Source organism: Bradyrhizobium roseum (genome assembly GCF_030413175.1).
GTDB lineage: Bacteria > Pseudomonadota > Alphaproteobacteria > Rhizobiales > Xanthobacteraceae > Bradyrhizobium > Bradyrhizobium roseum.
Genome location: NZ_CP129212.1, coordinates 1,887,800 through 1,900,721, shown reverse-complemented (window position 1 = coordinate 1,900,721; position 12,922 = coordinate 1,887,800). Strand labels below are relative to the sequence as shown.

The window sequence follows — 12,922 nt, the reverse complement described above, 5'->3', positions numbered from 1 at the left end:
ATGTCAGGGGCATCAGCAATCGCCGGCGAGCAGGCTAGCCCACCGATGTCGTTCAATCCGTCGAGCGGCGCAACTCTGCCGCACCCTCGGCCTTCGCCGGCTCTGACTGCTCGGCCTTCGGCGCGGATTTCACCGGCTCGAGCTTGGCGCTATCGACGGCGGGGACTTCGACCCGCGCCGCGACTTCGGCTCGCACGTCGGACGCCGTACGTGCCGGCTCCTGGCGATGCAGCGAGCGCGGCCGCGCCACCGAGCGCGCCATCAGCATCTGCGACGCGCCCTGATGGCGGAAATCGCAATAGGCGAAGCCCATGCCCGAGACGGAGCCGCGGAACGAGCGGTCGTCACGCTTGTCGAGATTGAAGCACGGTTCGAACGGCAGGCCCTTGATCGAGGCGCAAACGGACTGACCGCGGATCTGCAGCGTATTGCCGGGCAGCCGCACATGACGGATCGGGCCCGAGCCGCTGAACTGGATCGAACCGGTGGCACCGAGATCGTCGAGGATGCGACCAGCGCCGCGGGTGCCGTCAAAGCAGGTGAAGGCGAAAACCTTGCCGTTCACGAACCTGCGCGCCTCGTCGGCATTCATGCTCCCGGCCATTGCAGGAACGATCATCGCGGCTGCCGTGAAGGCCCCCAAAATCAAACGCGCAAGCATGCAGCTACTCCAACTTACTAAAGAGCGCGGGCGCCCGCCTTTACCCCGTGCTTACCATACCAACCGTGGCAACATTGGAGCAGGTTGGTTGGTAAAGTCTGAACGCCGTTAGAGAATTTTTACCACGATTCGACCGCGAACCTGACCAGCCAAAATCTGCGCGCCGGCGCCGACAACCTGATCAAGGTTAATTTCCTGAGTGATTTCAGCTAGTTTACCTCTATCCAGATCGCTGGCAAGCCGGTTCCAGGCAAGCTTTCGCTGGGCCAAAGGACACATCACGGAATCGATGCCCAGAAGGCACACCCCGCGCAAAATAAAAGGGGCGACCGAGGACGGCAGATCCATGCCGGCGGCCAGGCCGCAGGCGGCGATCGCCCCGCCATATTTCGTCATCGACAGCAGATTCGCGAGCGTGGTCGACCCGACGCTGTCGACGCCACCCGCCCAGCGCTCTTTAGCAAGCGGCTTGGCGGGCCCTGCGAGCTCGGCGCGGTCGATGACCTCGGCAGCGCCGAGGCCCTTCAGATAGTCCGCCTCCGACATCCGCCCGGTGGATGCAATGACGTGATAGCCGAGTTTCGAGAGCACGGCAGTGGCCACCGAACCGACGCCGCCGGCGGCGCCGGTAACCACCACAGGGCCGCTCGCGGGCGTCAGGCCGTGCTTTTCCAGCGCCAGCACCGACAGCATCGCGGTATATCCGGCGGTGCCGATCGCCATCGCCTCACGGGTCGAGATGTTGTCGGGCAGCCGCACCAGCCAGTCGCCCTTGACGCGCGCTTTTTCCGCATAGGCCCCGAGATGGGTTTCGCCCATGCCCCAGCCGTTGCAGACGACCTTGTCGCCGGCCTTCCAGTCCGGATGCGAGGACTCTTTGACGGTGCCGGCGAAATCGATGCCGGCGATCATCGGGAAACGCCGCACCACCGGAGCCTTGCCGGTGACGGCCAGGCCATCCTTGTAGTTCAACGTCGACCATTCGACGGCGACGGTGACGTCGCCCTCCATCAGCTCGGCTTCGTCGAATTGCGTCAGCGCGGCGGTGGTGCCCTTCTCCGCCTTGTCGATCCTGATCGCCTTGAACGTTCCCACGGCAAACTCCCCGGACTGTTATCCGGAAAGTGTTTACCGCATCAGGCGGGTTGCGCAACCGGGCGCGCGACCGGCTGCTCGACGATCGGCAGGTTGATCAGCGCCGACAGCACGCCGAACATGATGGAGAGCCACCAGATCGGCGTATAGGAGCCGAACTGCTCGAACACCACGCCGCCAAGCCAGACGCCGAGGAAGCCGCCGACCTGATGGCTGACGAAGGCGAAGCCGTACAACGTGGCGAACCAGCGGGTGCCGAACATCAACGCCACCAGCGCCGAGGTCGGCGGCACCGTCGATAGCCAGGAGAGGCCTGTGACCGCGCCGAACACAATCGCCGAGAAGGTGGTGATCGGAAACGAGATAAACGCCAGGATCGACAGCGCGCGGGTCAGATACAGCGCCGACAGGATATAGCGCTTGGGAAACTTGTTCTGCAGCACGCCGACGCTAAGCGAGCCGATGATGTTGAACAGTCCGATGGCGGCGACGACCCAGCCGCCGGTCTGTGCCGTAACGCCGCGATCGGCGAGATAGGCCGGCAGATGCACGGTGATGAACGCGAGCTGGAAACCGCAGGTGAAGAAGCCCGCCACCAGCAGCACATAGGAGCGATGACCGAACGCCTCCGCCAGCGCCGTTTTGAACGACTGTTGGTCTGCGGCAGGCGCGTTCGCGGCCGGCGCCGTCGATGACGGCGTCGCGATCGCCAGCGACAACGGCACGATCAACAGCATCAGCAAGGCAAACACGGTGAGCGCGGCCTGCCAGCCGAAATTGTCGATCATCGCGACTCCGAACGGCGCGAACAGAAACTGTCCGAACGAGCCGGCCGCAGTGCCGGCGCCGAGCGCAAGGCCGCGCTTCTCCGGCGGCAGCAGCTTGCTGAACGCCGACAGCACCAGGTTGAACGAACAGCCTGACAGGCCGAATCCGATCAGCACGCCCGCGCCGAGATCGAGCGACAGCGGCGTGGTGGAATAGCGCATCAGGAAGAGACCACCGGCATAGAGCAGCGCGCCGACGATCATCACGCGCAAAATGCCGAAGCGGTCGGCGATGGCGCCGGCCACCGGCTGGCCGAGCCCCCACAGCAGATTCTGTAGCGCCAGCGCGAGACCGAACACGTCGCGGCCCCAGGCGAATTCGCGGCTCATCGGCTGGACGAAGAAGCCGAGGGTCGAGCGCGGCCCGAAGCTCAGCAGCGCAATCAGGCAACCGCAGATGATGATCACCAGCGGTGTTCGCCAGGTAAGGCCCGGTCCGGAAGTTGGGCTGATGTCGCCGCTCGTTGCCGCCATGGTTTTCCCCCAAATCGATCGGCGCCCGGAGTCGACCGAGCAAAATGTTACGGTGAGTTAATGCAATTGCATGAAAAGCCCAAGAGCCGTGGTGGAATTATTTTTCACTGCAAGGCAGCCTTGCAAAATCAGCGAGGGCAATGAGGGCAATCTGCGAAGGGATTGGCACTTGCGCTCGACGACCCTCCCCGTCATTCCGGGGCTCGCGTAGCGAGAACCCGGAATCCATCGGGCCGCAGATGACGTTGGGAGGTGGATTCCGGGCTCGTGCCAAGGGGCGCGCCCGGAATGACGAGAGTGGCAACTGTCGCGACGTTCCACCCACCGGTCATTCCGGGGCTCGCGCAGCGAGAACCCGGAATCCATCGGGCCGCCAGTGACGTGGAGAGATGGATTCCGGGCTCGCGCCAAGGGGCGCGCCCCGGAATGACGGAGAGAGCGGAGAGCAGTGACCGACGCCGTTACCTTTTCGCGCTCACCTGCTCGGCCGAGCTCTGCGCGGCTTCGGCGAGTTTGGCGGAGACCGCAGCGGTCTCGGCGGCGGTGCCCCAGCTCGGGGCGTCGCTGCCGTTACCCCAGGCGCGCGGCCGGTAAAAGGTGTGCACGCCGGTCTTGTACATCCGCTTCATTTCATTGACCCAGGACGGCCGCACCCAATAGGCGTGGTAGTGCGTCGACTTGTCGACTTCCGGCAGCCAGATCTGGCCGTCGAGCATCGCCTTCGCGATCTTGCGCGCGCGCTCCCACATCTCGGGTTCGCGAATGACGTCCTTGTTGTTGTCGCAGGCGAAGGTGAACTGGCAGGCCAGATGGCGATGCTTGTTCTGGTAGACCACGCCGCACACGGTTTCCGGATATTTGCCGGAGAAGGCGCGGTTCAGCACCACCTGCGCCACCGCCATCTGGCCCCGCACCGCCTCGCCGCGGGCTTCGAAATAGACGGCTTCGGCCAGGCACTTCTCCGACTTGGCGCGCGATCTGTCGTCGAACAGGCCGAGACGCTCGGCGGGCGTCTTGGCGCGCTGGTTGTCGGAATTGACCTCGCCCTTCGGCGCGACGCTCTCGCCCATCTCGCCGGCCCGCACCGGAGCGTCGGCATCGACCGGCAGCGAGGCCATCACCTTCATCTCGGGATCGGGTGCCGTGTCCGGCATCACGATGACGGGCTCTTCGCCCGGCTGCCAGCGCTCGATGTTCTCCGGCGAACCGAGTGACGAACCAAAAAACAAACTCGAGGTCTTGAAGGAAAGGCCGTCGCGCTGCGGCGCGGGCTTTTCGGCGGCCTCACGCGTCTCCGGCGCGGTTTTGAGAACATCCTGCGGCCTGGTTCCTTGCGACGCATCGAATTGCTCGAGGGGCGGCGCGCTCAGTGCGGCCTGCAATTCGGGATCAAGCGGCGCACGCGCGTCGGCGGGCGCCTGTTCGGCGGTCTTGGCGCCCTTGACCGACGAATTCGACGTTGCGGGATCCTCGGTCGTCGGCGGTCGTCCGATGGGAACAGCGGTTTCCGTCGAGGGCGGCGACACGACTAGGCGGTCGCCCTTCAGTGTGCGGTCGACCTTGGGAAAATCTGCGGCGTGATAACGCGGTGGCGCGGCGATCAGCGGATTGCGCGTCACCGATCCCGTGATGTCGATGCCCTGATTGTCGAGGCTGGCGAGGCGGTAGGTCGCGGTCTGCGGCGAGGACGTCCCGATCGGGCGGCCGAAAGAGTAAGTTGCGACCTGGATGGTTCCGGCCGAGGCGAACACCCGCTTATGCCAGCGCTCGGCGACGCCGGGCTGGCGCGCCAGCAGCGAAGCGATATCCTGATATCCGATCTCGGTCGGCATCAATGCGAAGACGCAAAGACCGATGCCGAAGAGCGCGAACCGCGCGCCCTTCGGCTGGTTACGCAACACAAACATTGTACGCTCACGCAACGCTTACACGATCGAACCTCAGTACATCCGTGCAATTCGATCTATTTTGTTGGTATCGAATTTAGGTTGCCGGGGAGTTAATCGGCGTGGCCTGCGTGTTACACGCAAGCGATCGTGCAGTGATCGCGGATCGCATGAGAAGTGTTGGTAAACAGGCACGCGATCAAAGTGGTAAATATCCCGTCAACGAGAATGGTGAAGAATATTTCTGATCGTCGGACCACCGGAACCGCGATTGCGTCGGGCTCGCTCCATCGTCAACTTCGCTCTTGCGGTGGCCAAAAAAGAAAATGCCCGGGGCAAGCCCGGGCATCCTCGTATCCATGGATCGCGAGCGCTCAAACCTACGCCTGATTCTCGATCTTCTTTCCGAGCGAGGCTTGCGCTGCCGCGAGACGCGCGATCGGCACGCGGTACGGCGAGCACGAAACGTAATCGAGCCCGATCTCGTGGCAGAACGCCACCGACGCGGGATCACCGCCATGCTCGCCGCAGATACCGACCTTGAGATCAGGCCGGGTCTTGCGGCCGCGCTCGACGCCGATCTTCACGAGTTCGCCGACGCCGTCACGGTCGACCGAGATGAACGGATCGATTGCCAAGATTCCCTTGCTGACATAGGTGCCGAGGAAACTTGCCGCATCGTCGCGGCTGATGCCGTAGGTCGTCTGCGTCAGGTCGTTGGTGCCGAACGAGAAGAACTCGGCGGTCTCTGCGATGTCGCCGGCCATCAGGCAGGCGCGCGGCAGTTCGATCATGGTGCCGACCTGATAGGCCAGCTTCTTGCCGGTTTCCTTCATCACCGACTGCGCTGTGGCGTCGATGCGGGCCTTCACCAGGTCGAACTCCGCCTTGGTCGCGATCAGCGGCACCATCACTTCGAGGCCGACGGCCTTGCCGGTGCGCTTCTCGGCTTCGACCGCCGCCTCGAAGATCGCGCGCGCCTGCATCTCGGCGATCTCGGGATAGGCAATGGCGAGGCGGCAGCCGCGGAAGCCGAGCATCGGGTTGAATTCGGCGAGGTCGCGGGCGCGATCGGCAAGCTTGCGCGGATCGGTGTTCATCGCGCGCGCGACTTCCTCGATCTCGGCCTGGGTGTGCGGCAGGAACTCGTGCAGCGGCGGATCGAGCAGGCGGATGGTGACCGGCAGGCCCTTCATGATCTCGAACAGCTCGACGAAGTCGGCGCGCTGCATCGGCAGCAGTTTCGACAGCGCCGCGCGGCGCGACTGCTCATCTTCGGACAGGATCATTTCGCGCACGGTTCGGATGCGGGTTTCCTCGAAGAACATGTGCTCGGTGCGGCACAGCCCGATGCCCTCGGCTCCGAACTTGACCGCGGTGCGGGCATCGTCGGGCGTGTCGCCGTTGACGCGGACGCCGAGCTTGCGGACCTCGTCGGCCCACCCCATCAGCGTGCCGAACTCGCCCGACAGCTTCGGCTCGATCATCGGCATCCGGCCGGCCAGCACCTGGCCGAGCGAACCGTCGATGGTGATGACGTCGCCGGTCTTGAAGGTGCGCGAACCGATGCTCATGGTGCCGCGGCCGTAGTCGACGCGAATGGCGCCGCAGCCGGAGACGCAGGGCTTGCCCATACCGCGCGCCACCACGGCGGCGTGCGAGGTCATGCCGCCGCGGGTGGTCAAAATGCCTTCGGCGGCATGCATGCCGTGAATGTCTTCCGGGCTGGTTTCGATCCGCACCAGAATGACGGCACGGCCATCGGCCTGCAGCTTGGCGGCTTCATCCGACGAGAACACGATCTCGCCCGATGCGGCACCGGGCGAGGCCGGCAGGCCGGTCGCGATCACGTCGCGCTTGGCGGCGGGGTCGATGGTCGGATGCAGCAATTGATCCAGTGAAGCCGGATCGATCCGCATCACGGCGTCTTTCTTCGAGATCAGGCCTTCATTGGCGAGTTCGACCGCGATGCGCAGCGCGGCTTTTGCCGTGCGCTTGCCGCCGCGGGTCTGCAGCATCCACAGCTTGCCCTGCTCGACCGTGAACTCCATGTCCTGCATGTCGCGGTAGTGCTTTTCGAGCATCGTATAGATGCGCGTCAGCTCGTTGAATGCCTCGGGCATCGCGCTTTCCATCGAGGCCTTGTCGGAGCCGGATTCCTGGCGCGCTTCCTCGGTGATGTCCTGCGGCGTGCGAATGCCCGCCACCACGTCCTCGCCCTGCGCGTTGATCAGGAATTCGCCGTAGAGCTTGCTCTCGCCGGTGGAGGGATTGCGGGTGAACGCCACGCCGGTTGCCGAGGTTTCGCCCATGTTGCCGAACACCATGGCCTGCACGTTGACGGCGGTGCCCCAGGATTCCGGGATGTCGTGCAGGCGGCGGTAGGTCACCGCACGCGCATTCATCCAGGATGAGAACACCGCACCGATCGCGCCCCACAACTGCTCGTGCGGATCCTGCGGAAAATCCTTGCCGGTCTCGCGCGACACGGCTTCCTTGTACTTGCCGACCAGTTCGACCCAGTCGTCGCCGGTCAAGTCGGTGTCGAGCGTATAGCCCTGGCCATCCTTGAAGGTGTCGAGGATGTCCTCGAAGTGATGGTGCTCGAATCCGAGCACCACGTCCGAATACATCGTAATGAAGCGGCGATAGCTGTCATAGGCGAAACGGCGGTCGCCGGAGAGCTCGGCCAGCGCTTCGACGGTTTTGTCGTTGAGGCCGAGATTGAGCACGGTGTCCATCATGCCCGGCATCGAGGCGCGGCCGCCGGAGCGAACCGAGACCAGCAGCGGATTTTTGGAATCGCCGAACGCCTTGCCGGCCAGCTTGCCGACATAGTCGAGCGCCTTCTCGACCTGCGCCTTCAGCGCGGTCGGATAGGTTTTCTCATGCGCATAGAAGTATGTGCAGACCGAGGTCGGAATCGTGAAGCCCGGAGGCACAGGCAGGCCCAGATTGGCCATTTCGGCGAGGTTGGCGCCCTTGCCGCCCAGCAGATCGCGCAGGCCCGCTTTGCCCTCGGCCTTGCCGTCCCCGAACGTATAGACCCACTTGCCGGCCTTTACCGTCTCGACCTCCGGCTTGCGGACCGGGGCCTTCTTGGCCACGGCCTTGGGTGCCGGCTTGGGCGTCGGCTTGGCCGGAGCCTTCTTCAGCGCCTTGCGGGCGGAAGGGGCCGCGGTAACCGCCTTGGATCGGGCCGATGGCTTTGATTTCGCTGCGGATTTCACTGCGGCTTTCGCTGCAGCCTTCTTGGACTTCGCGACGGCTTTGGCCATGGATTCCAGCTATCTGAAAAAGGTGAGAAGATTGCGCGCCTTACACCATTTTGAGGGGTTCCGCGCAAGCCGCGAAAGCCCCCTGTCCCGCTTTAGAACTTCAACATCTTGAACACGCCGAGGCCGGCCAACCCGACGACGATCAAGTAGATGGCGACGATGAAACTCAAAAACCGCGGCATGATCAGGATCAGGACTCCCGCGATCAGGGCGACGATCGGGGAAATATGCGCAGCGGTGATGGTCATTGAGAACTCCGACTGGTGAAGGGGATCGAATCGAGGGCCGCAACTTAGCCGCTGGCGCGGGCTTGGAATAGCAAGACGCTTCCCGCTTTTACGGGTTCCATGCTTCCGCAATAATTCCCCGGAATTGCCGCGTATGAGGCCGGGCTTTTCCGGAACGAAGCCGCCGGCGATGAATTGCCTCCGCATCTACGTGCTGGCGAGCGCCGGCGCCTCTCTTCTCGCCAAGGAGTTCAACATGCGGAACAAACTACTTGCCATCGCAGCGGTCGCCGGCGCGCTGGCTGCCCCGATCGCGGCTCAGGCGCAAACGACGATCACCACCGGTGTTGCCGGCGGCAACGCCGTCGTCGTCGGCGAGCATGAAGGCATCGCCGCCGATCAGCGGCCGGCTTTTCGGGAATACATCGTGCGTGAGCGCGTCCCGAACTTCACCATTTCCGAGCGCGTGGTGGTCGGCGGCGTGCTGCCGGATGCCGGCGTGACCTATTACGACGTACCCCAGACCTACGGCGCGACGCCCTATCGCTACACGGTGGTGAATGGCCGGACGATATTGGTCGAACCGCGCTCCCGTCGGATCGTTCAGGTGGTCGATTAAACGACCTCAGTAGCCTGAACGATTGGTCCGGGCGCCGCGCAAGCGGATGTGCGCGAGATACGACCGGACCTCAAGCCCCGCCCGGCGTCCCCTCCGGGCGGGGTCTTGTTTATTCCCTGATTTCCAGTCCCGGCTTCTTCACCACCATCCGGTGGATCTTCTTTCCCGACGAGGCGCTGACCGCCTCTTCGTCGAGCAGCACCGTGGTGCCCTTCAATTCCGCCAGCACCTCTGCCGGATCGAATGCGGCGTAGAGCCGTCCCTGCGCGTCGCGTTCATCGGCGCCCTCGGTGACGCGCCAGCTCAGATAGAGGATGCCGCTCGGCTTGACGATATCGAGCAGGCGGCGGACCGACGCCGCGATCTGCTCGTGGTCGAGATGCATGATCACGGTTTCGCACAACACGTTATCGAAGGTGCCGACATCGGCAAGCTCCGGCAATTCGGCCTGCGCAAACTTCAGCGACGGGTAGCGCCGGCGCGCCTCGCTGAGCAGGCCTTCGGAAGCATCAAATCCGACCGCCGAAAAACCGTTCGCGTGCAGCCAGGCCACCTCGCGGCCGCAGCCGCAACCGATATCGGCCGAATTGCCGCCACGCACAAAAAACCGTTCGACGATTTCCTGCAGGTCGACGGGCGACGGCTGACCGAGCCAGTCCTTCGCGAACGCCGCCGCACCCTGGTCGTAAGCGGCGAGCGTCTGAGGGTCCATGTTCTAGCCTTCGATCTTCGAAAAATCCGCCACCGCGCGGGTCGCCGCGCGAATCTCATTCAGGAGCTTTAGTCGGTTCTCGCGCACGCCGGGTTCATCGTCATTAACCTTGACCTTGTCGAAGAACGCATCGACCGCCGGACGCAGCTTTGCCATCGCACTCATCGCCGTAGCGAAGTCTTCCTGTCGTACGGCGGCAGCCGCCTCCTGCTTGACCTGATCGATCGCGGCAGCCAGCGCCTTCTCCTCCGGCAACTTGTAGAGCCCGGCATCCGGCGCGCTGTCGAACGTGCGCTTGTCCTTCTTCTCCTCGATCGAGAGGATGTTACTCGCCCGCTTGGTCCCTGCAAGCAGGTTCTTGCCGTCATCCATATCGAGGAACTTGCCGAGCGCTTCGACGCGGCGCACAACCAACAGCAGATCATCCTGGCCGCCAAGTGAAAACACCGCATCCACGAGATCGTGACGCGCGCCCTGGTCGCGGAGTTGCACCTTCAGGCGGTCGGCGAAGAAGGCGAGAAGATCGAACGGCAATTTCTGAACGTCGCCCTTTGTGGACAAGCCAGCCATGGCTGACTTCGCGACGTTCAGAATTGGCAGCCGGAGCGTATTCTCGACGATCAGCCTGATGACCCCCAGCGCCGCACGCCGTAGCGCATACGGATCTTTGCTCCCCGTCGGCTTCTCATCGATCGCCCAGAAGCCCACCAGCGTATCGATCTTGTCGGCCAGCGCGACCGCGACGCTCACCGGATCGGTCGGCACGCGATCGGCGGGCCCTTGCGGCTTGTAATGCTCTTCGCTCGCGGCGGCGACGGAGGCGTCTTCATGCTGCGCCAGCGCGTAATATTTCCCCATCAGGCCCTGCAATTCGGGGAATTCGCCGACCACTTCGGTGACGAGATCGGCTTTCGCCAGATGCGCGGCGCGTTTGGCCTTTTCGACATCGGCGCCGACCAAGGGCGCGATCTCGGCCGCCAGCCGCTCGATGCGCATGATCCGTTCGGCCTGGGTACCGAGCTTTTCGTGAAACACGATCTGCTCGAATTTCGGCAGCCGCGCTTCCAGCTTCGTCTTCAGGTCGGTCTCATAGAAAAATTTTGCGTCCGACAGTCGGGCGCGGATCACGCGCTCGTTGCCGGCCACGATCACCTTGCCGCCATCGGTCGCCTCAATATTGGCGGTGAGGATGAACTTGTTGGCAAGCTTTCCGGTCTTGGGGTCGCGCACCACAAAACACTTTTGATTGTTTCTAATGGTGGCGCGAATCACCTCGTCCGGGATCGAAAGATATTCCGCGTCGAACGATCCCATCAGCGCGACCGGCCACTCGACGAGGCCGGCGACCTCGTCCAGCAGAACCTGGTCCTCGACCAGCTCAAAGCCTTGCGCGAACGCCAATTGCTTGGCGTCGGCGAGGATGATGTCCTTGCGCGCCTGGGGGTCGAGCACGACCTTGGCGGCCTTCAGCTTGGCCTCGTAATCCTCGAACCGGCGCACGGAGATCGCCGCCGGCGCCATGAAGCGGTGGCCGTAGGTGGTTTGCCCGGCCTCGATGCCATCGACGGAAAATTTCACGACATCTGGCTCTTCGGTCTCGATGCCGAAAGTCGCGATGATCGAATGCAAGGGCCGCACCCAGGACAACGAGCCGGACTTGGCCGAACGCTCGCCCCAGCGCATCGATTTCGGCCAGGGGAAAGTGCGGATAATGACCGGCAACAACTCGGCGATCACGTCGACCGCGGCGCTGCCGGGCTTTTCGATCAGGGCGATGTAGAAATCGCCCTTCGGGTCTTTTTGAATCTTGGCTTCATCGAGCGATTTGAGGCCAGTCGCCTTCAGGAATCCTTGCACGGCCGCATCGGGCGCGCCCATTTTCGGCCCGCGACGTTCGGTCTTGAGATCAGGCTGCCGCGCCGGAATGCCGTGAACGGTGAGCGCCAGCCGCCGCGGCGTCGCGAACGCTTTTGCGCCCTCATAGACCAGGCCTTCGGCCACGAGCTTGTCGGTGACCATGCGGCGCAGATCGTCCGCCGCCTTGGCCTGCATGCGCGCGGGGATTTCTTCGGAGAACAGCTCTAACAGAAGATCAGGCATCAGACCGCCCTGCCCGCTTCGGTGTGAACCCAGGCATCGCCGCAGGCCTTTGCCAGTTCGCGGACGCGCCCGATGTAGCTTTGTCTTTCGGTGACCGAGATCACGCCGCGGGCATCGAGCAGGTTGAAGACGTGGCTGGCCTTGATGCACTGGTCGTAGGCAGGCAGCGCCATCAGGTGCGCCTCATGCTTGCCATCCTTCCAGCCGGCTTCGAGATATTTCTTGCAGGCCTCTTCCGCCATCACGAACTGCTTGAACAGCATGTCGGAATCGGAGTGTTCGAAATTATGCCTCGAATATTCCTGCTCGGCCTGCAGGAACACGTCGCCATAGGTGACCTTGTCGGCGCCGTCGCGGCCGTTGAAATTGAGATCGTAGACGCGGTCGACGCCCTGCACATACATCGCCAGACGCTCGAGCCCATAGGTGAGTTCGCCGGCGACCGGCGCGCATTCGACGCCCGCGACCTGCTGGAAATAGGTGAACTGGCTGACTTCCATGCCGTCGCACCAGCATTCCCAGCCGAGCCCCCACGCGCCGAGCGTCGGGCTTTCCCAATCGTCCTCGACGAAGCGGATGTCGTGCAGGCTGGAATCGATGCCGATCGCGGCCAGCGACTTCAGGTACAGGTCCTGAAGGTTCGGCGGCGACGGCTTCATGATCACCTGGAACTGGTAATAGTGCTGCAGCCGGTTGGGGTTCTCGCCGTAGCGTCCGTCCTTGGGCCGCCGCGAAGGCTGCACGTAGGCCGCGTTCCAGCGCTTGGGGCCGAGCGCCCGCAGCGTCGTCGCAGGATGGAAGGTGCCGGCGCCCATTTCCATGTCGTAGGGCTGCAGGATCACACAGCCCTGCTCCGCCCAGAACCGTTGCAAAGCCAGGATAAAACCCTGGAACGAACGTTCCGGGCGCATGTGGGCAGGAAGAGCGTCCATCGGCAGAATCGGTCTCGCGAGGGGGATTTAAGAGCGCGGGACCGTATCGGCGCGTGGGCAGGGAATCAAGGCGGTGCCGGTGGCATGGCACCGCCCGAATGGGTTGCTAAA

General features: G+C 63.6%; 10 protein-coding genes. 1 reads left to right on the top strand and 9 read right to left on the bottom strand.

Annotated features, from left to right (window positions below):
• Positions 1–52: 52 nt before the first annotated feature.
• The 6 genes from QUH67_RS08945 to QUH67_RS08920 all read right to left on the bottom strand — a co-directional run bounded on the left by QUH67_RS08945 (position 53) and on the right by QUH67_RS08920 (position 8,469).
• Positions 53–661, bottom strand: coding sequence for a hypothetical protein (locus tag QUH67_RS08945; protein WP_300946313.1), 609 nt, complete (start codon positions 659–661; stop codon positions 53–55).
• 108 nt (positions 662–769) lie between these two features.
• Entirely contained in the window at positions 770–1,756 is a 987-nt protein-coding gene (acuI, locus tag QUH67_RS08940) for an acrylyl-CoA reductase (NADPH) (protein ID WP_300946312.1), read from the bottom strand.
• A 41-nt stretch (positions 1,757–1,797) separates the two neighbouring features.
• Positions 1,798–3,057 carry an MFS transporter gene (locus QUH67_RS08935; RefSeq protein WP_300946311.1) on the bottom strand — a complete coding sequence of 420 codons (1,260 nt, stop codon included), beginning with the start codon at positions 3,055–3,057 and terminating at the stop codon, positions 1,798–1,800.
• 461 nt (positions 3,058–3,518) lie between these two features.
• Entirely contained in the window at positions 3,519–4,964 is a 1,446-nt protein-coding gene (locus QUH67_RS08930; RefSeq protein WP_300946310.1) for a cell wall hydrolase, read from the bottom strand.
• 359 nt (positions 4,965–5,323) lie between these two features.
• Positions 5,324–8,221 (bottom strand): pyruvate, phosphate dikinase, encoded by a 2,898-nt coding sequence (gene ppdK / locus QUH67_RS08925; RefSeq protein WP_300946309.1) that lies wholly within the window; start codon positions 8,219–8,221, stop codon positions 5,324–5,326.
• Between the two features lie 92 nt (positions 8,222–8,313).
• Positions 8,314–8,469 carry a DUF3096 domain-containing protein gene (locus QUH67_RS08920; RefSeq protein WP_300946308.1) on the bottom strand — a complete coding sequence of 52 codons (156 nt, stop codon included), beginning with the start codon at positions 8,467–8,469 and terminating at the stop codon, positions 8,314–8,316.
• A gap of 235 nt (positions 8,470–8,704) precedes the next feature.
• On the opposite strand from QUH67_RS08920, the gene QUH67_RS08915 reads away from it, so the two are divergent.
• A complete protein-coding gene (locus QUH67_RS08915; protein ID WP_300947980.1) occupies positions 8,705–9,067 on the top strand; it encodes a DUF1236 domain-containing protein in 363 nt (120 codons plus the stop codon).
• Positions 9,068–9,176: 109 nt separating this feature from the next.
• Here QUH67_RS08915 and QUH67_RS08910 read toward each other — a convergent pair whose 3' ends face one another.
• The 3 genes from QUH67_RS08910 to QUH67_RS08900 are packed head-to-tail and all read right to left on the bottom strand — an operon-like array spanning position 9,177 to position 12,811.
• Positions 9,177–9,779, bottom strand: a complete 603-nt coding sequence (locus QUH67_RS08910) for a class I SAM-dependent methyltransferase (RefSeq protein WP_300946307.1) — start codon at positions 9,777–9,779, stop codon at positions 9,177–9,179.
• Positions 9,780–9,782: 3 nt separating this feature from the next.
• Positions 9,783–11,879: a glycine--tRNA ligase subunit beta gene (glyS, locus tag QUH67_RS08905; protein WP_300946306.1), complete on the bottom strand. Its 2,097-nt coding sequence runs from the start codon at positions 11,877–11,879 to the stop codon at positions 9,783–9,785.
• Positions 11,879–12,811 (bottom strand): glycine--tRNA ligase subunit alpha, encoded by a 933-nt coding sequence (locus tag QUH67_RS08900; RefSeq protein ID WP_300946305.1) that lies wholly within the window; start codon positions 12,809–12,811, stop codon positions 11,879–11,881. Before QUH67_RS08900 ends, glyS begins: the two co-directional genes overlap by 1 nt.
• Positions 12,812–12,922 lie beyond the last annotated feature (111 nt).